Source organism: Marinomonas phycocola (genome assembly GCF_047525455.1).
In the GTDB taxonomy this organism is placed as follows: Bacteria; Pseudomonadota; Gammaproteobacteria; order Pseudomonadales; family Marinomonadaceae; genus Marinomonas.
Map to the genome: position 1 here is coordinate 78,380 of NZ_JBLIXL010000004.1, position 19,941 is coordinate 98,320.

Below are 19,941 nucleotides of genomic sequence, written 5' to 3' on the forward strand. Positions count from 1 at the left end.
TTGTGGCTGAAATCACCTTAAACGCACTCGCCCATAGCTATGTTGAGCACCCAACCAGACCAGAGGACTACGCCATCCGACAGATGTCTCATGTATGGGAACAAGGCGGCGCCTTTGCATTGCTAGGCCCGTCGGGTTGCGGAAAATCAACATTATTAAACATCATCTCTGGCCTGCTAGAGCCATCAGATGGCGAAGTATTATTTGATGGTAAACGTGTAAACGAATTAAAGCCTGAAGAACGTAACATTGCACAAGTTTTCCAATTCCCTGTGGTGTACGACACTATGACGGTGTACAACAATTTAGCCTTTCCACTACGCAATATTGGCGTCCCTGAACACAAAGTAAAATCCAAAGTGTACGAAGTAGCGGAGATATTAGAACTTTCCGATCAACTTAAGCGCAAAGCAAAAGGTTTGTCTGCGGATCAGAAACAAAAGGTATCTATGGGACGTGGACTTGTCCGTGACGATGTGTCCGCCATTTTATTCGACGAACCACTGACAGTTATTGATCCTCAATTAAAATGGAAACTGCGTCGTAAACTCAAGCAAATTCATGAACAATTCAATATCACCATGGTTTACGTTACTCATGACCAACTCGAAGCATCTACCTTTGCTGACAAGATTGCCGTCATGTACAACGGCCAAATTGTACAATTTGGCACCCCTAGGGAGCTCTTTGAAAACCCAGCTCACACCTTTGTTGGGTATTTCATTGGTAGCCCTGGCATGAATTTTTTTGACGCCGACGTAACCGATAAAATCACTTTTGATGGACACACCATCACTACCAGCGAGGCCATGCTCAGTCGTTTGCAAGCGATGGGAGCAACGAAAGTCACCATCGGCATTCGACCAGAATTCGTCCACGTCTGGGATGGTAAAAACGACGACGCTTATCAAGTGGACGTCGATTATGTGGAAGACCTGGGCACTTACAAAATTTTGTCTTTCTTGTTTAATGGCCAAATGATGAAAGCCCGTTTAAGTGAGGATCAAAACATTCCTTCTGGGCAAGTCTATGTCAGCTTCCCTGAACAATGGACCAAGGTGTACGTCGATGACTATTTAGTGGATGTAGGCGAGATTACGTCTCTCCCTTCTGACGAAAATGACACGTCACTCGATCTAAGCGATCAGGAGGCTACCAATGCAAACTAAAGTCGAAAATAACAAGGCTTGGTTCCTTGTTCTACCCGTTTTTCTTATCGTAGCGTTCTCAGCCATTATTCCTTTAATGACGGTTGTTAACTATTCAGTACAGGATATTTTTGACCCAAGCACGCGCTATTTTGTGGGTACAGAGTGGTTCAAACAAGTCATGCTTGATAGCCGTTTGCACGAAGCGCTATTACGCCAGTTTATATACTCTTTCACTATCTTAGCCATTGAAGTGCCATTAGGCATAGGCGTCGCATTAATGATGCCAACCAAAGGTCGAGGCGCGTCTTTAGCCTTAATACTCGTTGCTATTCCTTTGTTAATACCTTGGAATGTGGTCGGCACCATTTGGCAAATATTTGGTCGAGCAGACATTGGTCTCTTAGGCGCCTTTATGGCAGAGATTGGCATCGATTATAACTACGCCTCCAACTCCACCGATGCATGGTTCACCGTGGTATTAATGGATGTGTGGCATTGGACTCCGCTGGTCGCGCTCTTATGTTACTCCGGATTACGAGCCATCCCTGAAGTCTATTACCAAGCAGCCCGCATTGACCAAGCGTCTCGATGGGCGGTCTTCCGCTACATCCAGCTGCCTAAATTAACCAATGTACTCATCATTGGGGTGCTATTGCGATTTATGGACTCTTTTATGATTTACACAGAGCCGTTTGTACTTACTGGCGGTGGACCCGGTAGCTCAACAACCTTCTTAAGCCAATCCTTAGTGCAGCAAGCAATCGGTCAATTTGACCTTGGCCCAGCAGCGGCATTCTCGCTGGTGTATTTCCTCATCATCTTGTTGGTGTGCTGGGTGTTCTATACCACCATCATGAACATGCAGAAAGATAAGTAGAGGCACGACCATGACGCAATATTCAACCTCACAGTCCCCGAATGTCAGCGCGTCCAATACGTCGACATCAACGACAAAAAGCACTCAAAAATACGCGGGATCACCAACCCAATCCCCCGTCTTCAGCCATGCAGAAAAAAGAGCGCGTAACGCTAACTTACGCAGCCGAATAGGGTTAGTCGTGTATGTGGTTTTACTCTTACTGCCCATTTATTGGCTCGTAAACATGTCATTCAAGACCAATACGGAAATTCTCAGTGGATTGTCTTTTTTCCCTGCCGATTTCACTCTGGAAAACTACGCCAAAATTTTTGGTGACCCGACTTGGTACATGGGATACGTCAATTCAATTTTTTACGTATCGATGAATATGGTGATTAGTTTAATCGTTGCCTTGCCAGCCGCTTATGCATTCAGTCGTTATCGATTTATTGGCGATAAACACATGTTTTTCTGGCTGTTATCAAACCGTATGGCGCCACCAGCTGTGTTTTTATTACCCTTCTTCCAACTGTATTCATCTGTTGGGTTATTCGATACCCACATTGCCGTAGCCTTAGCACACTGCCTATTTAACGTGCCGCTCGCCGTGTGGATTTTAGAAGGCTTTATGAGCGGTGTGCCACGAGAAATCGATGAGACGGCGTACATTGATGGCTATACCTTCCCACGATTCTTTGTACGCATCTTCATTCCATTAATTCGCTCTGGTATCGGTGTAACCGCCTTCTTCTGCTTTATGTTTTCTTGGGTTGAGTTGCTCTTAGCCCGTACGTTGACATCTGTAGAAGCCAAACCCATTGCCGCCATCATGACTCGAACTGTCTCGGCCTCTGGGATGGATTGGGGGCTGCTAGCCGCAGCGGGTGTGCTCACCATTATACCGGGGATGCTCGTTATTTACTTTGTTCGTAACCATGTCGCTAAAGGGTTTGCCCTTGGCCGTGTATAAGGAGAGCTCTTATGTCTTGGATGTCTTGGACATTACCAACTGCGCTGTTTTTTATTGGCATCGCTGTGATCTTAATCGGTATGACGACTTGGCAAATTGTCTCACCTTCTATTGAGCGACGAGGGTTTATCCCTATTGCAACCACTCGTGGCGACCGTCTCTTTATTGGTTTGCTTAGCAGTGCCTTTATCCACTTGGCATTCGTTGCACTAACGGATGTTTATATTGCCGTGGCTACTGTCCTTTGTGTTGTCTGGATGATTATCCTGATGCGCTGGGGCTAATTAGAAATCGTTACTAGAAACGTAAAAACAGGAACCAACTGGCACGGATGCCATCATAAAAACCAAACTTTGTTGAGGTAAAACATGCACTACAATAAGAAAAAAATTGCACTCGCCGCCCTACCTTTCGCAGTCATGTTGCATTCTGCTAGTTTATGGGCAGACGCCTATTCAGATGCAGCAGAAAAATGGGTAACTGGAGAATTTTCTGTTTCAACGCTAACAAAAGAACAGCAAATGACTGAAATGCAGTGGTTTACTGAAGCAGCGAAGAAATTTCGAGGAATGGAAATTAACGTCGCATCAGAAACGCTAACAACACACCAATACGAATCACAAACATTGGCGAAAGCGTTTGAAGAAATCACAGGTATTAAAGTAAACCATGACTTGATTCAAGAAGGGGATGTGGTTGAGAAGCTGCAAACTCAAATGCAATCAGGCCGTAATATTTATGACGCTTACGTTAATGACTCTGATTTGATCGGTACGCATTTCAGATACGGTAAAGTGGTTCCAGTATCAGACATGATGCAAGGTGATGGAGAAGACTACACATTACCGACACTGGATCTTGCTGACTTTATCGGTTTGGATTTCACCACTGGCCCAGACGGTAAACTTTATCAATTGCCGACTCAGCAGTTTGCCAACCTATATTGGTTCCGTGCAGATTGGTTTGCTCGTGACGACTTAAAAGCCAAGTTCAAATCCATTTACGGGTATGATCTAGGCGTACCTGTTAACTGGTCCGCCTATGAAGACATTGCTGAATTCTTTACAGATAAAGTAAAAACCATTGATGGCGAACCTGTCTATGGACACATGGATTACGGTAAAAAAGATCCTTCTCTTGGATGGCGCTTTACCGATGCCTGGTTCTCTATGGCTGGCGCAGGTGATAAAGGTTTACCAAACGGCCTTCCAGTAGACGAATGGGGCATTCGTATTAAAGATGCCTGTTCTCCTGTCGGTTCCAGTGTCTCTCGTGGTGGTGCAACCAATGGTCCAGCAGCTGTTTATGCAACCACTAAATACGTGAACTGGTTGAGCAAATACGCGCCACCAGAAGCCCAAGGCATGACCTTTTCTGAATCAGGGCCAGTGCCTGCTCAAGGTAGCATTGCCCAACAAATTTTCTGGTATACCGCGTTTACAGCAGATATGACAAAGCAAGGTTTGCCCGTCGTAAATGAAGACGGCACACCAAAATGGCGTATGGCACCTTCTCCAGTTGGGCCATATTGGGAAGAAGGTATGAAAAAAGGCTATCAAGACGTGGGGGCTTGGACCTTTATGAATTCCACACCAGATGATCGTCGTTTAGCGGCGTGGTTATACGCTCAGTTCACCACATCCAAAACCGTTTCTCTGCAAAAAACCTTAGTGGGTTTAACGCCTATTCGTGAATCGGATATTAACTCACCAGAGATGCAAGCAGCGGCACCTAAGTTGGGCGGATTGGTTGAGTTTTATAAAGGGCCAGCGCGTAAAGAGTGGTCTCCTACAGGGATCAACGTTCCGGATTATCCTAAGTTAGCTCAACTTTGGTGGCAGTATATTTCTCAAGCAGCCAGTGGTGAAGCCACACCACAAGAAGCGCTTAATGGGTTAGCCGCCGCGCAAGACAAAGTAATGCAACGTCTTGAAAGAGCCAACGTTCAGCCATTATGTGGCCCTAAGTTAAATGAACCACGTGATGAGGCGTATTGGTTGGCTCAGCCGGGTTCACCAAAAGCGAAACTTGCCAATGAGAAACCTCAAGGTGTAACCGTTGCGTATAAAGAGTTATTGCGTTCTTGGGAATAACCTAACTTAAATCGATAATGCCATTAAAAAGACCAGCGATGTGCTGGTCTTTTTCGTTTTACCATTTTATGCTTTCGTATGTCTTTTATTGCTCTTTTTCAGTGGCTCAAGACTCTGTTCTGACAAAATAACACTGGGAGTTTGATGAACTTGGTTTAATGCGTCAACGCTTTGCTTGTATCAACGACTTGCCGATTAAAGAAGAAGACCGTTTGTTCACTTGGGAAGGTGCCGTGAGTGAGACCCGATGATTACTGGGAAACAGAAGCCACAGCCCACGCGTCCAATGAATACATGGCGGACAAAACGTCCTTTATCCACCTAATGAGTTTAATCAACAGTCACTCGGTTTCGATTGAAACCATGATGTCTATTACTGCGTAGCTCGGAACACATGGTATTTCAATGCGTGTTTTTTAACCAGTGAACATAGGAGAAGACATCGCTTTCAGTCCTAAAACAGACATGACGCTTTTTACCAATGCCGGTTTCACTCTTTCACTAAATGAATAGTTTTTGGTCATACGAGAGACTCACCTTTATTACTGTCCGTTTAGTTGCCAAGTTTCTTGGCATTGATATTTATTTTTTGCAGCAGCAGTTGCCTAACGCCCTCTTGGCTATTACAGTAGCGGCTTAGTTTTAAACATTTACATTAATCGAACTTCGGGGCGGGGCGAAATTCCCCACCGGCGGTGATTTTGGTTTTGTATCATACAAACCAAAAACAGCCCGCGAGCGCTTCCACTTTTGTGTTTATAACACGAGTGGGAGGTCAGCAGATCTGGTGTGACTCCAGAGCCGACGGTTACAGTCCGGATGATAGAAGATCGACCAAGTAGCATAATGAATGGTCTACTTTACTCAGTATTTTGTATGAACACCTGTTGTTTTCACTCTTGACCCAAGTACGGTAAACTTGCCCATTGTGTATTTACATTCTTGTGTGTGCTTTTTGGTGCATACTTGTTGGTGTATAACACTTGGTATATTCCTCATCACCCCTGTACATCTTACTGAATAGGAGACATTCAAGATGGCAGGAACACTTTTCATTATGATCGCTTGCTTTACATGGGCATTGGATACACTCATTCGTTACCCATTGTTAGGCGCCGGTTATTCCGCAGTACACATTGTTCTTATTGAACACTTCACCTTAGTTGTGTGTGTCAGCCCTTTGCTCTGGCGCTATCGTGACATTTATAGAAAAATGCCTAAGCGGTCGTTGGCTTGTCTGTTTTTTATTGGAGGAATGGGGTCGGCTGTCGGCACGTTAGCGTTTACAGAAGCATTTAGTTATCTCAATCCAACGGTCGTCATTTTGTTACAAAAGTTGCAACCTCTGGTCGCCATTATTTTGGCGTACGCATTCTTAAAAGAGCGTATTGAGAGTCACTTTATGCAGTGGGCGGTCATCATTTTAGTGGGCAGTTTTGTGATGATGTGGCCAGATTTGGCAAAACTGAACGACGCTCAGTGGCACTATTCAAGCGATCAAGGCGCCATAATGAAAGGCTATGGTTATACATTAATTGCTGTCTTTGCTTGGGGTGCGGCGACAGTGTGCGGCAAATACCTATCTTACAAAGGTGTGCCTGAAAATGCCATTTTATCCGGTCGGTTTTTATCTGGATTAATGGTTTTATTACCCACGGCACTCTTTATGACACCGACGCTAAAATCCATAACCGCCGTCGATTTTGGGCTTATAATCGCCATGGCGTTATTAAGCGGACTTATTGGAATGTGGTTCTATTATCAGGGATTAAGTCGTGTCCGAGCTCAAACCGCGACTTTAGTCGAGTTGTCTTTCCCTGTTTTTGCCGCTGGTATTAACTGGGTGTTTTTAGATGTCAGCCTATCTTCATTTCAAATTATTGGGGCTTGTCTACTGATTCTAGGCAACATTGGATTACGCATGAAAGAGCTCAGCACCGCCATGCCGATCACTACAGTGTCAAACGCCTAAAGCTTAAGTAATAATCGGTACAGAATTGGGTTCTTAATCGATTGCATACAAGGTGCTTCCCTAGATTAAGACCCCCTTTATTCGCTGCATTATTTTTGAGCAAAATTAGCTTCTAGCCGAATACCTGAAGGCGTATGAAAGAATATCTGCCTTTCGCCCGTTTCAGGTGTTAAGTACACAGTGTGCTCAAGGTGTCGATCCACAAGCTTCTGAATAAAGCCATCAAAATTCGTTAGACGAAAAGCAACATGGTCCAAATATCGCGGTTTTTCAAGCGGAGCATGTCGATCACTAAAAGTCAGGTGAACCAAAGCCCGATCCCCATGATACAACCAATAACCCGCTTGAGCCGTGCTGCTTTTTTCGCCATCTATCAAATCAAAGATGTCTATTAAAAACGCTTTTTCCTGATCAATAATGTCTGTTGGTGCGCTAATATTAATGTGATCGAGATACATAATCCTCCTTTACGAACGCGGCAAATACTCAGTAATATTGCCTAACATACTGGCAACGTAGTGTTCTTTTTCACCCACTGGTGCGACATAGTGAATGGCCTCTTTCGCCGCCTCTATACCTTCTGTCCGAGCCAAGACCCAAGCCGCCAAATAAGACGAAGACAAACACCCTCCTGCTGTGGCAATGTTGCCACTGGCAAAAAAGGCTTGATTCAATACCTCTACACCCGCTTCCTGCATCCACGGTTTCGTCGTTAAATCAGTACAGGCTGGAAGATCCTGTAATATGCCAGCTTGTGATAAAATCAAAGCGCCTGAACATTGCGCTGCAATCAATTGATGTGAAGGATCTAAGGTGAGACGACTCATGATACCCACATTTTTTACCACGCTGCGCGTTTGCCTACCACTACCAACAATCACCACATCCGCTTTAGCCGTTTCTTCAAGTAAGGCTTGCGCTTGCACCGTCACACCATTCATCGAAGTGACACTCTCTTCAGGACAACAAATACTGATTTTCCAATCCGGTCCTTTTGCTCTATTAAGAATGCCCAACGTAATAAAAGAATCCAACTCGTTAAAGCCTTGAAACGTTAAGATGACAATGTTCATGTGCAGTTCCTACCCACTTGATTAAAAACGACTCGTTAATTAATTTTCTATACTTTCTTTCATCATTTTGATGTCAATTTTTCTTTAAATACAACAGCTAATCTCACCTGAAATAAGACCATTCCAATTCTTTAATGTGACTGATCGGAAAGGCGCAAGATGTTCACTCGGAATACCTTGAGTAATACCTACATGATCTAAAAGCGCCGTCATAACCGATTCCGCGGCACGTATGGCGCCGTCTTCACATTTCAAAGCGATCCCCAACTTTAACTCTGGAATCGATGCAATGTAGACACCTTCAGCACCTAACTTTAAAAACACTTTTTTGCCAAGAATTCGCATCATATCCGTACAATAGCGCTCAGTTCCTGCCACCATAAAAGGGTGAGAAACAACAGAATCGTATAAAGAATGGCAGGCTTTTTCACGTGCAGGAGACAAACCAGATGGGTCAGCAAACTTCGCAAACGCTAATGCTAGGTTGGTTAACGGTATGGCCCATGTTGGCGCCGAGCAGCCATCAGGAGACCATGGCGCAGAGCCATAATCGTATTCACACATTTCTTCCATCGTCGAAGCGATGCATTTTTGAACCGCATGATCTACCCCAATATAGCCTTGGGGAGATACATCCAGCATTTTCGCCAGCCCTAACATACCTGCGTGTTTGCCTGAGCAGTTATTATGTAACGACGTTGGTTTCTCGCCCAGTTCAGCCAAATCGTAGCTGGTTTGTTCACGCATTGGCCAATGCCCTCCACACTCAAAATCCGTTGTCGATAACGCCAATTTATTTAACATGCTTTGAACGGTTTTTACGTGCTCAATTTCGCCATTATGAGAAGCACAACAAATCGCAATCTCTTCTGCGCTAAAACCAAATTTTTCCGCCCCTCCCATTTCAATAAACGCTAAAGCCTGCATCGCTTTAATCGCACTTCTTGGGTACACCAAACTGTCCACATTCCCCCAGGATTCAATGAGTTGCCCATCACTTGAAACAATGACGGCTTTAATCTGATGTTCACTTTCAATAACACTGCCACGAGACACGTTCACCTTGAGTGCAGGATGTTGCATAATGGATTCCTTATTGTTGATTATGAGAGACCTTTGCACGACTACTGCACTGTTTTGCCTATTTTTTCCTCGTATTATCGTCACTCATAACTTCATGCAAAAGTCTCTATGAATAATGTACAAGCGATAAGTTAAGTCGGAACAACCCGACGTCACAGATGGGTTTTCAATGTCTTCGTATTCGCACTCTAGCGCAACCGTTCCCTTTAATTCTGGTCCAGACACGATAAAAGAATGGGCCATAGTCAAATGTAATACCGCATGACTGTTTTAATTTTATCAGTGTAAACAGATTATTTCACTTTGGCTTTATTCGATGTTCGTTCATATAAGGTGTCTAGTATTCGGCAAAGATCACGATATTGAGTGCCAGTAAGACCATCCAATATATGATTTTCCCACTCCATTGCTTTTGGCACCAAGCGTTCGTACAACGCAATGCCTTCCTCAGAAAGAGACAACTGAGTGGCCCTCAAGTCTCCTTCAACAGGAGATTTGATAATAAGGTTTTTCTCTTCCAGTACCGTTAAAGTGCGGGATATTTTCACTTTGTCTAAACGAATCAATTCAGACAGTTCACGTGCAATCACATTTTTTCTGACACCGAGATTGGCAATTATTTGCCATTCAGGTCGGCTAATACCAAATTCACTCTGATAAAGCCCTGCAAAGCTATCGGCTATGTGCTCTGCGGTTCTTACCAATTTGTATGGAAGGAACTCTTCCAATAAAAAATTTTCCATAAGTCATCACTTTATTAATCATTGAACTCGACGCCCAGTCATCACCAGTTTCTCATTTATGTTTAGGTTTTGAATAGGCATTTAATAAAAAAAGAATCTCTCACTTTTTCTTTTCACCCTAAGATCTACCTTACGAAGAAAAGCAACCAGCTACGGATTGAATCATGACAAATAATTTCATATGAAACATAATGCACAATAAAAACAGACAAGAAAACCCTTGATATAATCGATAAAAACCACTATAACTACATACAACATTGTTTCAAATGAAACAATGTTTGAATTATCGAACACACTTAAATTTGTCACGACATCATTTAGAAAGGAAATGAGCATGAAAAAGTGGTTTTCTTTCCCCTTAAAAGAAGGGAAGTTCTCTAAACAAGCACATTGCGATTTACCCAATGGTAGCTACGAAAGAGAAATCGGTAAAGAGGGCTTCTTTGGGCCTGCAACCCACATGTATCACGCTCACGCTCCCACTGGGTGGAGTGAATGGGAGGGGAATTTAAGACCTCATGCTTTTGACACCAACTTAGTCGATGCCGATGAAAGTTGCCCATTACAGGCACCTTGTTTACTGAAAAATGCCAATGTTCGAGTGCGTATTTGGAAAACAGCAACAAATATGACTCATCTTGTACGCAACGCAGATGGTGATGATTGCCTCTTTATCCATCAAGGCGCTGGATCATTGTTTTGTGATTATGGCCATCTCACCTTTAGTGAAGGCGATTATCTGGTATTGCCAAGGTCGACAAGTTGGCGAATAGAGCCAAGCGCTCCTATTGTTATGCTAATGATTGAAGCAACAAACAGCTCTTATATGAGTGCGGAAAGAGGTATGGTCGGCGATCATGCCATCTTTGATCCCGGTGTTTTAGATTACCCTACGTTAGACGAGGCATTTGATGCTCAACGTAGTAGCACCACTGGATGGAAAGTGCACATAAAAAGGCACAATGAACTCAATAAAGTCACTTACCCTTTTAACCCTTTAGATGCGATCGGCTGGAAAGGTGACCTTACGGTCTTTCGCTTAAATTGGCGAGACATTAGGCCACTCATGAGCCATCGCTATCATTTGGCACCGTCTGCACATACTACCTTTGTCGCCAAAGATTTCGTTATCTGTACCTTTGTTCCACGTCCTATTGAATCTGATCCCGGTGCTCTAAAAGTGCCATTTTATCATAACAATGACGATTACGATGAAGTGCTTTTCTATCACAAAGGTAATTTCTTTAGCCGAGATAACATTGAAGAAGGCATGATGACGCTGCACCCTTGTGGCTTTCCCCACGGCCCTCACCCAAAAGCCGTACAGGCAGGCAAAAAACATGCGCTGAAAGAGACCGATGAAGTGGCCGTTATGATAGACACTCGTCAACCTCTTACCATGACAGACACGGCGCAATCAGTCGAAAACCAAGAATATGTCTACTCTTGGAAAACCCCTTCTAAAGCTTAATGAATTGGAGAAGATATAATGAAACTTGCATCACTAAAACACGGACGTGACGGAAAACTTATCTTAGTATCACGCGATCTAAGCATGGCCGTTGACGCCACAGACATTGCGCCAACGTTACAAAGCGCCTTAGATGATTGGGACACGATTGCACCTTTACTGGAAAAGAGATACGCGTCTTTAAACAATAAAACCTTAGACAACACTTTTACATTTACCCCCACAGACTGTGCGTCACCATTGCCAAGAGCCTATCAGTGGGTCGATGGCAGCGCGTATGTTAATCACGTGGAACTTGTACGCAAGGCACGTAATGCAACCATGCCTGAAACATTTTGGACAGATCCATTAATGTATCAAGGCATGTCCGATGGTTTTGTTGGTCCCAAAGATGATATTGAACTGGCTGACCCGAGCTGGGGTTGTGATTTCGAAGCAGAAATCGCTGCCATTACCGGTGACATGCCGATGGGAACCACCGCAGCAGAGGCATCCTCACACATTAAGTTAATGATGTTAGTGAACGACGTATCGCTCAGAAATCTTATTCCAGCAGAGCTTGCCAAAGGCTTCGGTTTTTTCCAATCAAAACCCGCATCGGCCTTCTCTCCTGTTGCGATCACGCCAGATGAGTTAACCGACAATTGGCAAGCAGGTAAGGTTCATCTTCCATTGCATGTCCATTTAAATAATGAAAAGTTCGGTTCCCCTGACGCGGGTGTTGATATGACATTCGATTTTTATCAGCTGTTAGAACACGTTGCCAGAAGTCGTCATGTATCAGCAGGCACCATTGTGGGGTCCGGTACAGTATCCAATGTGGATCGCAGTAAAGGCTCTTGCTGTCTAGCGGAAAAACGCATGTTAGAAATCATTGAAGGCGGTAAAGCGGTTACTCCTTTTATGACCTATGGCGATAAAGTAGCGATTGAAATGTTTGATACCAATGGCGCTTCAATTTTTGGCAAAATCGAACAAACTGTCGTGCCTTATTCAAAAAAACAATGACACCCTAATAACAAGAGGCACCACCTATGAAGCTTTACGATTACAGTCGTTCAACCGCCGCTTATCGCGTCAGAATTGCGCTCAACTTAAAAGGCCTCGACTATCAATCTGTACCCATTTCTTTATTAGATAATGAACAGAATGATGCCATGTATAAAACCGTAAACGCTTCTGGGTTGGTACCATCACTAGAGACTGAAGGTCATCAGGCCTTAACTCAATCTTTAGCCATTATGGAATACTTAGATGAAACGTTCCCTAATGTCCCTTTGTTACCCGCAACAGCGTTAGAGCGTGCGCATTGTCGAGCCATTGCATTAGACATCGCTTGCGATATTCACCCGCTAAATAATCTAAGGGTGCTGAAGCATCTAACAGGCAAATTCGCCCATTCAGATGTCGAAAAAATGAGTTGGTATTTTCATTGGCTAACACTTGGATTTGACACATTGGAAAATAAACTATCACACTCCTCAACAACATTTTGCTGTGGTGATTCGCCGACCTTGGCAGATGTGTGTTTGGTGCCGCAACTTTTTAATGCTCGCCGCTTCTCTTTTGACTTAACGCCCTACCCAACACTGGTACGCATTGAGCAACACTGCTTATCGTTGGACGCCTTTGCTAAAGCCAGTCCAGATGAGTAAGCATTCCATCCTTGGAACGCGCTGAAAAGCCATTTAGTTTATAGAACCATCGCCATTCGTATAGAGCATTTACCGGATTCATCCGTGGTTGCAAAGCAAATCGACCAAAAACATTGGGGATGGTTTACGTCTCCCAGAAACCCACGGTACGCCTCGACACTGAATTACTGGTCTTTCAAACACCCCGATGATTCTATTCAAAATATCTATGTAGAAAGTGACCCCTCGACGAGCAATAGCACCGCATTAAGTGAAATGGCATGCTTAGGGAAAGACAATCGAGTTCGAGCCACAGCCAGTACTTGGGAAGCTCTGTATATTGAATTACAACACCGTATGGATCAATAACTTTGAGTATTCTGTCTGCTCAATGCGAGCGAATAATGCCTGAATGAGTATCACTTTTCTGAACTGTTCGGATAATCGCTATAAATAATCGTTATAGCCATAGATACTATTGGACTTTTTTTTGTCAATTACTCTACACTGTCATGACAATAAAATAGTATTAGTTTTTATTGCGTATAAACTACCCCTCTATTCTCAAAATACATCAATTTAGTCATACAGACCACATTCAGGGAGAAAATGAGATGTTTAACAAACGTCTTCTAGCAGAAATACAATCATTAAAAGACGAACTTCTAATTACAAAACAAGTTAAGGACAGCATTGAAACACAACTTCTCACTATTATTCTAGACAACACAGGCACAATAGAAAGCGTTAATGCAAAATTCGAAACAGAGATGCACTACTCCACGGATGAGCTAAAAGGCAAAAAACTACTCGATCTTGCTCCTGCACACGCACGCAATACCGAACAGTATAAAAACATGTCTGATGCGATTCTACGTTCTAAACATTGGGAAGGCGCATTGCAAATTAACCGTGGAAATGGTGAAGTGGCATGGCTTCGAGTCACGGTTCAAGCAATTAAAAACGCTCAAGACCAAGTTGACCACATGACCATTCATGCGAACGACTTAACTCGCACCATTACAACATCTAGAGAGCATGAAAACACCATCGCTGCGCTACAACGTTCAACGGCCGTCATCGAATTTGATCTAGATGGTAATGTCTTGACGGCAAACGACATTTTCTTGAAAAGTATGGGCTATGAACTTTCCCAAATAAAGGGCAAACACCACAAGCTGTTTTGCGCTGCAGAAGAACACCAATCCCAAGGCTATATTGATTTTTGGAAAAAGCTTAACCACGGAGATTTTGTCGCCGATCGCTTTAAACGAATAGACAGTCGAGGCAATGTTGTTTGGTTAGAAGCGTCTTACAACCCGATCACCGATATAAATGGAAGATTGTATAAGGTTATTAAATTTGCGACGCTCATTACTGAGCAAGTAGAACGAGAGCTCGCTGTTGCGGGAACCGCAAAAGTGGCCTTTGAAATCTCTCAGAAAACAGATGAAAGCGCGAAAAAAGGCCAACAAGTTGTACAAAGCACTGTTGATGTTATGGGGCAGTTATCCAAACAAATGTCGCAAGCAGCCAATGGCATCGCAGAATTGGATAAACAATCTCAGCTAGTGGGTACCATCATACAAAGTATTCGAGGCATAGCAGATCAAACCAACTTGTTAGCGCTGAATGCAGCTATCGAGGCGGCAAGGGCTGGTGAACAAGGCCGCGGCTTTGCAGTTGTTGCGGATGAAGTAAGGCATTTGGCGTCTAGAACCAGCGCCGCTACGGAAGAAATTGTAGGCGTTGTAGAGAAAAATCAAATACTGGCAGAACAAGCGGTTGCTTTAGTCAATGGAGGCCAAAGTCAGGCCGAAGAAGGGTTAAGACTCTCCCATGAAGCAGGTGAAGTGATTATTGAAATACAAACCGAAGCCCAGCAAGTAGTAGACACCATCAGCGTATTTACCAATCAGTTTACACACGATTAACGTCTCTATACGGTATTGCATACAGACAATCCCAAGTCTGTATGCGATACACTTTATTCCCCCTATATCTTTTGTGCTTTTTAACACCCCATACTGTTCTTTGAGGCCTCATTTATTACTTCTCGTTTTTTATTACTTGACGAAAATGCAATAAAAGGTAAGTACAAATATCAAAAAAGTATCACTTTAGAGAGTTTTTACCTTTGTTACGATCACTACAATAGTGCATGCATTAGCTCCCTCTTAACTACACTCCGCGACATAAACAAACAAGGAGATAAAATATCTACCATTCTCTTTATTTTTGTATTTTGGAGTCATACCCAGTGAAAATGACACCAACTAACCGCTAACCTCATCAACAACGAACAAACATTCCAACGTAAAAAAGTGATCGGCGACAATCGCAACTTATCACTTTTCGCTTACGGTTATTTTAGCTATTCTGCAGTTTAAAAGTAGAAATCACTTCTTTTGCCTTATCCGCAAGGTCCACTAAATCAGCACAATGATGTACATTAGATTGAGTTTGCGCCGCTGCCGCTTGAGACAACGAAGCAACTCTTTCATTCATTTTATCCAGTTGCTCAACCGAATTATTTTGTGAGGCGACCGAACTGGAAATCAACTCTCCTGCTGTCGAGATCTCCTTTACCGAGGTAATAATGTCATACAGAGCCTCTGCTGTAGAAGAAATTTCATCGGATGCTGATTTAAATTTCTCATGTCCCGCAGTAATACGAGCCTCAGCTTCACTGGCCCCTTTTTGCAGTTCATTGATCATCGCTTGAATTTCTTCGGTTGATGATTGAGTTCGGCTTGCAAGCCCTCGAACTTCATCAGCAACAACCGCAAAACCACGTCCATGTTCGCCTGCTCTAGCGGCTTCAATTGCAGCGTTTAACGCAAGCAAATTCGTTTGTTCCGCAATACCACTGATCACATCTAATACGGCTCCAATGTTTTGCGACTCGCTTTCCAATTGCACTACGGACTTCACACTCACTTCTAGCTCATCAGAAAGTTGTTGTGTTGATTTAAGTGTTCTCTCTATTGATGCCTGACTGGTTTGTGCTTTTTGCTTCGCGTCATTAGCAAGGGACAAAGATGCTGTAGAATGAGAGGTTACATCCGACTCTATGTCTTTAATTTGCTCAACCATATTACTAATGTCACGGAATACTTGCGCTCTTTCTTCCACAACCCCCATGGAGATTTCGGCACTCTCACGTAGATCCGCACTTTTTTTATCCACCTCAACAAATAAAGTTTTGGCATGTAGAAGCGTTGCAGATATTCGTTGAGTAAAGCGATTATAAGCACTGGCAATCGATGCAATCTGATCATTACCTTCTTCAGATAACTTAATGGACAGATCTCCTTCCCCATCAGCAATCCCTTTCAGCGTATTTTCAATTTGAGTTAATGGCACAACAATGGACTTCAAAATGAAGTAGGAAAGAACGATAACACTAACTAATAAGGCAATGCACACACTGACAAAAAATTTCGCAGCCTCAAAGAATTGTGCGTCTAAATCATCCAAATACACTCCAGAGCCAACAATCCACTCCCAATTTTCAAATCCTTTTACATACGAAATCTTAGGAACAGGGTCTTCAGTGCCTGGCTTAGGCCACACATATTCATTAAAACCTTCTCCATGGTTTTTTACTATTTGAGTAATTTCAAAAAAAATCTTGTTGCCATTTGCATCCGTCGTATTTGTTAAGTCCTTACCAATTAAGGACGGTACAATCGGGTGCATAACAATAGAAGCGTCATAATTTTGTACGAAGAAATACTCTACTTCACTGTAACGCATGTCATGCAGTGTACTTTTCGCTAATGCTTGCGCTGCTTCGGTTGTCATTTCACCAGATTCAGCTAATTCATAGAAATGCTGAATAACACCATGGGCCACTTCGACCACATTTTTCGTTTTTAAAAAACGCTCTTGCTGCATGCCTTCCTTATTTGATTTCAACGCTAGAAATAAAATAAGTAACAGACTTAAAAACACACAAGTCAATAATCCAATTAACCGAGCGTTAATTGAGACAGACCGAAAAATTGTAAATTTCATATTGTCATCCAAAAATTTCAAGTGAGGCGCCCAGAAAATGCCTGAATTTAAAAAATTCTTACGTGAAAACAGCCAACCACTTCACATATTAGTTATATCATTAATAACGATGATAACAAATATACTCGCTTAGAAGCAGTCAAGGAAGGGGGGTAACGTAACGTAACGTAACAGCACAAGACATCTAAAACGGCAAAGAAGACACACTTTGATACAAGTGGTTTACGGCAAACTTTGAAAAAAATCAGAGCACATCAAATTTTTGATAACAGGCTGTTCAGAATGAAAGCATGACAATCTCAAGTGTTACTCAGCTCACAACCTTCACTGACAGCGTCATTGCCGTCGTTTTAACAAGCATGATGTTGTGAGGTATCACTAAATTTCGTACTACGTAACCCGACATCCAGCCCAATAACATTCTGTTCTATTGGGCTTATCTGCAAAACCTACCTTTTTAATTAAGCCGCCGTATTAGGAATTTGCTCTAAGGTGTCTTGCATTGCTGACATCGCCGTTGCTTCCAACCAATCCAAATCCACGGTCTTATGCGCCTCACAGATAAACCAAGGCTCACGGGAGTCAGGCTCTAGCATGATGCCTTTTTTAATTAAGTTAAACGCAAACTCGGCATAAAGATCGGAGTCCGTTTGTTTCCAATCGCGGTAATTTTGTGGCGCAAGGGAACCAAAATGAATGCCAAACATGGAGTCGGGACCTGCAAATTTATGTTCGATACTAAAGTGATTAAATACCTTACTTAAACGCTGTTGAATGGCCTTGCCTACCGTATGCACAGTGAATAATGCGTCTGTGTCTCTCAATAGAGTCAAGGTTGCTTTGGCGGCACTTAAAGCAATCATATTTGCGGTATAAGTGCCTCCATGGGTAACCCCATCTTTACCAAAATGAATTTTATCCATAACGGCTTTTTTCCCACCAAACGCAGCAACGGGATAACCATTACCCATAGCTTTAGCGAACGTAGTCAAATCTGCGTATACACCGTACAGCTCTTGTACGCCACCTTTAGCGACTCGAAAACCGGTTTTCACTTCGTCCATGATTAACAAAGTTTGGTTTTGATTACAGATGTCTCGCAGTGCCTCTATGTATTCTTGCGTCGCCGCAATACTGCCGCAGTTCCCCATAATAGGCTCAATGACAATCGCAGCAATGTCATCACCCACTCGATCAAATACGTCTTTAAGCGCAGAAAAATCATTTAATGGCACCGTTTCTAAATGCTCACGGCTGCTTTCAGGAATACCAATACCAAACGCTGCAATATCAGGTGCATCTTGTGTATTATTATCCCAGTTATCCACATCCGACTTCCACATCATTTCATCGTATAAACCATGAAAGCCTCCTTCTACCACAACGATTTTATTACGATTTGTGTACCCTCTCGCCGTACGTACTGCGCCTAATACCGCTTCAGTCCCAGAGTTTGCAAAACGGACTTTTTCAATTTGCGGACAAAGGTCTTTCATCAAAGAAACAACGTCGGAATCTAGCTTCGTCGAAAAGCCTGAAATAGTGCCACATTCCGTAATCGTCTTAATAACTTCACTGTCTACGCGACCATCACGATACCCTAAAATAATCGGGCCATACGCTAAACGAAAATCAACAAACTCTTGGCCATCGCAATCCATGATGGTGCCACCCTGAGTGCTTTTCACAAAGACCGTCTTGCCTTCACCCCAATAGCGATAGCTATCGGCTACACCCATCGGCATGTGAATCTGAGCAGATTTAAGTAATTGATTTGATATTGCTTTATCTTGATTAGTCATTGATATCGTCTTTAGTAAATAGGTGGGATTGTGAAGCAAATAGGGAACATGATGATTTTTCGGTGCGAATAATACCTATGATGCTTTTTTTTTGCTACAAAATGCCTACAGATATGAGACTAATGAAGGTTCAATTACTGAGCTACCTATTCTCATTTATTCAAATACTAGGAGATACTATGAGTACTGATACGAATTACGAGCCACCAAAAGTATGGCATTGGGATGCGAAAAATGGTGGAGAATGGGCAAGCATCAACCGCCCTATTGCAGGGTCAACTCACGAAAAAGAGTTGCCAATTGGCAAACACCCTTTGCAACTGTATTCATTAGCGACACCGAATGGACAAAAAATTTCCATTATGTTGGAAGAATTATTAGCCTTGGGAATCTCCGGTGCCGAATACGATGCTTTTCTAGTTAAAATAAACGAAGGTGATCAGTTTTCTTCTGGTTTTGTTGACGCTAACCCAAATTCCAAAATCCCAGCATTGATGGATTACTCAACCACACCAGCAACACGTGTGTTTGAATCGGGTGCAATCTTACAGTATTTGGCTGAAAAATTTGATGCTTTAATTCCTAAAGACCATTTAGGCAAAACAGAATGCCGTTCTTGGTTGTTTTGGCAAATGGGTTCTGCACCGTATTTAGGTGGTGGTTTTGGGCATTTCTATGCTTACGCACCAGTCAAAATGGAATACCCAATTGACCGTTTCACGATGGAAGCCAAACGTCAACTGGATGTATTAGATAACCATCTAGCGAATCATACTTTTATGGCAGGAGATGACTATTCCATTGCTGACATCGCGATTTGGCCTTGGTACGGCAGCCTAGTATTAGGCAAGCTATACAACGCCGCAGAGTTTCTACAAGTAGACAGTTATACCAATCTACAACGTTGGGCGAAACAGATCCAAGAACGCCCTGCAGTACAGCGCGGTATCGTTGTGAATCGTGTATGGGGAGAAGGAGATCACCTAGCAGAACGCCACTCCGCCTCTGATATTGATGCTATTGTTAAGTAATAGAAACGAAACAGAAAAGCTCGATTCTTAATCTTT

20 protein-coding genes, 1 pseudogene and 1 riboswitch are annotated in these 19,941 nt (G+C 43.0%); of the genes and pseudogenes, 14 read left to right on the forward strand and 7 right to left on the reverse strand.

The genetic code is table 11. From position 1 onward, the window contains the following. Positions 1-2: 2 nt before the first annotated feature. From ACMUMJ_RS04560 to ACMUMJ_RS04595, 8 genes and pseudogenes are all read left to right on the forward strand, one after another. Positions 3-1,169: an ABC transporter ATP-binding protein gene (locus tag ACMUMJ_RS04560; protein WP_414677607.1), complete on the forward strand. Its 1,167-nt coding sequence runs from the start codon at positions 3-5 to the stop codon at positions 1,167-1,169. Beyond that, on the forward strand, positions 1,159-2,028 hold the full coding sequence (locus ACMUMJ_RS04565) for a carbohydrate ABC transporter permease (RefSeq protein WP_414677608.1): 870 nt from the start codon (positions 1,159-1,161) through the stop codon (positions 2,026-2,028). The genes ACMUMJ_RS04560 and ACMUMJ_RS04565 overlap by 11 nt, the downstream gene beginning before the upstream one ends. Before the next feature lie 10 nt (positions 2,029-2,038). After that, positions 2,039-2,980 carry a carbohydrate ABC transporter permease gene (locus tag ACMUMJ_RS04570; protein ID WP_414677609.1) on the forward strand — a complete coding sequence of 314 codons (942 nt, stop codon included), beginning with the start codon at positions 2,039-2,041 and terminating at the stop codon, positions 2,978-2,980. Between the two features lie 11 nt (positions 2,981-2,991). Continuing rightward, a complete protein-coding gene (locus ACMUMJ_RS04575; protein ID WP_414677610.1) occupies positions 2,992-3,264 on the forward strand; it encodes a DUF2160 domain-containing protein in 273 nt (90 codons plus the stop codon). Positions 3,265-3,348: 84 nt separating this feature from the next. Beyond that, on the forward strand, positions 3,349-5,073 hold the full coding sequence (locus tag ACMUMJ_RS04580; protein ID WP_414677611.1) for an ABC transporter substrate-binding protein: 1,725 nt from the start codon (positions 3,349-3,351) through the stop codon (positions 5,071-5,073). Between the two features lie 143 nt (positions 5,074-5,216). Next, positions 5,217-5,324 (forward strand): annotated as a pseudogene (locus ACMUMJ_RS04585) (DUF1348 family protein); the annotation flags it as partial. Next, positions 5,311-5,457, forward strand: a complete 147-nt coding sequence (locus ACMUMJ_RS04590) for a hypothetical protein (protein WP_414677612.1) — start codon at positions 5,311-5,313, stop codon at positions 5,455-5,457. The pseudogene ACMUMJ_RS04585 and the gene ACMUMJ_RS04590, both read left to right, overlap by 14 nt. Before the next feature lie 274 nt (positions 5,458-5,731). After that, a riboswitch (FMN riboswitch) is annotated at positions 5,732-5,908 on the forward strand. Positions 5,909-6,109: 201 nt separating this feature from the next. Further along, positions 6,110-7,045, forward strand: coding sequence for a DMT family transporter (locus ACMUMJ_RS04595; protein ID WP_414677613.1), 936 nt, complete (start codon positions 6,110-6,112; stop codon positions 7,043-7,045). Between the two features lie 89 nt (positions 7,046-7,134). On the opposite strand, the gene ACMUMJ_RS04600 is transcribed toward ACMUMJ_RS04595, so the two are convergent. The 5 genes from ACMUMJ_RS04600 to ACMUMJ_RS04620 form a co-directional block, all read right to left on the reverse strand. Beyond that, complete coding sequence (locus ACMUMJ_RS04600) at positions 7,135-7,503, reverse strand: VOC family protein (RefSeq protein ID WP_414677614.1); 369 nt, start codon at positions 7,501-7,503, stop codon at positions 7,135-7,137. A gap of 9 nt (positions 7,504-7,512) precedes the next feature. Beyond that, positions 7,513-8,118 (reverse strand): DJ-1/PfpI family protein, encoded by a 606-nt coding sequence (locus ACMUMJ_RS04605; protein WP_414677615.1) that lies wholly within the window; start codon positions 8,116-8,118, stop codon positions 7,513-7,515. Positions 8,119-8,202: 84 nt separating this feature from the next. After that, entirely contained in the window at positions 8,203-9,201 is a 999-nt protein-coding gene (locus ACMUMJ_RS04610) for an asparaginase (protein WP_414677616.1), read from the reverse strand. Between the two features lie 84 nt (positions 9,202-9,285). Next, positions 9,286-9,444: a hypothetical protein gene (locus ACMUMJ_RS04615; RefSeq protein WP_414677617.1), complete on the reverse strand. Its 159-nt coding sequence runs from the start codon at positions 9,442-9,444 to the stop codon at positions 9,286-9,288. Between the two features lie 50 nt (positions 9,445-9,494). After that, a complete protein-coding gene (locus ACMUMJ_RS04620) occupies positions 9,495-9,944 on the reverse strand; it encodes a MarR family winged helix-turn-helix transcriptional regulator (RefSeq protein ID WP_414677618.1) in 450 nt (149 codons plus the stop codon). Positions 9,945-10,281: 337 nt separating this feature from the next. On the opposite strand from ACMUMJ_RS04620, the gene ACMUMJ_RS04625 reads away from it, so the two are divergent. From ACMUMJ_RS04625 to ACMUMJ_RS04645, 5 genes are all read left to right on the forward strand, one after another. Further along, positions 10,282-11,418 carry a homogentisate 1,2-dioxygenase gene (locus ACMUMJ_RS04625; RefSeq protein ID WP_414677619.1) on the forward strand — a complete coding sequence of 379 codons (1,137 nt, stop codon included), beginning with the start codon at positions 10,282-10,284 and terminating at the stop codon, positions 11,416-11,418. An 18-nt stretch (positions 11,419-11,436) separates the two neighbouring features. Beyond that, positions 11,437-12,426 (forward strand): fumarylacetoacetate hydrolase family protein, encoded by a 990-nt coding sequence (locus tag ACMUMJ_RS04630; RefSeq protein ID WP_414677620.1) that lies wholly within the window; start codon positions 11,437-11,439, stop codon positions 12,424-12,426. 26 nt (positions 12,427-12,452) lie between these two features. Further along, positions 12,453-13,073 carry a maleylacetoacetate isomerase gene (gene maiA, locus ACMUMJ_RS04635; RefSeq protein ID WP_414677621.1) on the forward strand — a complete coding sequence of 207 codons (621 nt, stop codon included), beginning with the start codon at positions 12,453-12,455 and terminating at the stop codon, positions 13,071-13,073. Between the two features lie 84 nt (positions 13,074-13,157). After that, entirely contained in the window at positions 13,158-13,421 is a 264-nt protein-coding gene (locus ACMUMJ_RS04640; RefSeq protein WP_414677622.1) for a hypothetical protein, read from the forward strand. Positions 13,422-13,666: 245 nt separating this feature from the next. Further along, a complete protein-coding gene (locus tag ACMUMJ_RS04645) occupies positions 13,667-14,986 on the forward strand; it encodes a methyl-accepting chemotaxis protein (protein WP_414677623.1) in 1,320 nt (439 codons plus the stop codon). Positions 14,987-15,422: 436 nt separating this feature from the next. Here the strand turns inward: ACMUMJ_RS04645 and ACMUMJ_RS04650 are convergent, their stop codons facing one another. Together ACMUMJ_RS04650 and ACMUMJ_RS04655 are read right to left on the reverse strand one after the other, a co-directional pair. Continuing rightward, a complete protein-coding gene (locus ACMUMJ_RS04650) occupies positions 15,423-17,072 on the reverse strand; it encodes a methyl-accepting chemotaxis protein (RefSeq protein WP_414677624.1) in 1,650 nt (549 codons plus the stop codon). A gap of 461 nt (positions 17,073-17,533) precedes the next feature. After that, complete coding sequence (locus ACMUMJ_RS04655; protein ID WP_414677625.1) at positions 17,534-18,874, reverse strand: aspartate aminotransferase family protein; 1,341 nt, start codon at positions 18,872-18,874, stop codon at positions 17,534-17,536. Positions 18,875-19,053: 179 nt separating this feature from the next. Between ACMUMJ_RS04655 and yghU the strand changes: the two genes are divergently transcribed. After that, positions 19,054-19,905 carry a glutathione-dependent disulfide-bond oxidoreductase gene (gene yghU / locus ACMUMJ_RS04660; RefSeq protein WP_414677626.1) on the forward strand — a complete coding sequence of 284 codons (852 nt, stop codon included), beginning with the start codon at positions 19,054-19,056 and terminating at the stop codon, positions 19,903-19,905. Positions 19,906-19,941 lie beyond the last annotated feature (36 nt).

Excerpts from the sequence above, each read along its gene's own strand:
- ACMUMJ_RS04570 (WP_414677609.1), top strand. The coding sequence starts at position 2,039 with ATGACGCAATATTCAACCTCACAGTCCCCGAATGTCAGCGCGTCCAAT.
- ACMUMJ_RS04610 (WP_414677616.1), bottom strand. The coding sequence starts at position 9,201 with ATGCAACATCCTGCACTCAAGGTGAACGTGTCTCGTGGCAGTGTTATT.
- ACMUMJ_RS04605 (WP_414677615.1), bottom strand. The coding sequence starts at position 8,118 with ATGAACATTGTCATCTTAACGTTTCAAGGCTTTAACGAGTTGGATTCT.
- ACMUMJ_RS04575 (WP_414677610.1), top strand. The coding sequence starts at position 2,992 with ATGTCTTGGATGTCTTGGACATTACCAACTGCGCTGTTTTTTATTGGC.
- ACMUMJ_RS04620 (WP_414677618.1), bottom strand. The coding sequence starts at position 9,944 with ATGGAAAATTTTTTATTGGAAGAGTTCCTTCCATACAAATTGGTAAGA.
- ACMUMJ_RS04600 (WP_414677614.1), bottom strand. The coding sequence starts at position 7,503 with ATGTATCTCGATCACATTAATATTAGCGCACCAACAGACATTATTGAT.
- ACMUMJ_RS04645 (WP_414677623.1), top strand. The coding sequence starts at position 13,667 with ATGTTTAACAAACGTCTTCTAGCAGAAATACAATCATTAAAAGACGAA.
- ACMUMJ_RS04565 (WP_414677608.1), top strand. The coding sequence starts at position 1,159 with ATGCAAACTAAAGTCGAAAATAACAAGGCTTGGTTCCTTGTTCTACCC.
- ACMUMJ_RS04655 (WP_414677625.1), bottom strand. The coding sequence starts at position 18,874 with ATGACTAATCAAGATAAAGCAATATCAAATCAATTACTTAAATCTGCT.
- yghU (WP_414677626.1), top strand. The coding sequence starts at position 19,054 with ATGAGTACTGATACGAATTACGAGCCACCAAAAGTATGGCATTGGGAT.
- ACMUMJ_RS04615 (WP_414677617.1), bottom strand. The coding sequence starts at position 9,444 with ATGGCCCATTCTTTTATCGTGTCTGGACCAGAATTAAAGGGAACGGTT.
- ACMUMJ_RS04580 (WP_414677611.1), top strand. The coding sequence starts at position 3,349 with ATGCACTACAATAAGAAAAAAATTGCACTCGCCGCCCTACCTTTCGCA.
- ACMUMJ_RS04595 (WP_414677613.1), top strand. The coding sequence starts at position 6,110 with ATGGCAGGAACACTTTTCATTATGATCGCTTGCTTTACATGGGCATTG.
- ACMUMJ_RS04650 (WP_414677624.1), bottom strand. The coding sequence starts at position 17,072 with ATGAAATTTACAATTTTTCGGTCTGTCTCAATTAACGCTCGGTTAATT.
- ACMUMJ_RS04625 (WP_414677619.1), top strand. The coding sequence starts at position 10,282 with ATGAAAAAGTGGTTTTCTTTCCCCTTAAAAGAAGGGAAGTTCTCTAAA.
- ACMUMJ_RS04630 (WP_414677620.1), top strand. The coding sequence starts at position 11,437 with ATGAAACTTGCATCACTAAAACACGGACGTGACGGAAAACTTATCTTA.
- maiA (WP_414677621.1), top strand. The coding sequence starts at position 12,453 with ATGAAGCTTTACGATTACAGTCGTTCAACCGCCGCTTATCGCGTCAGA.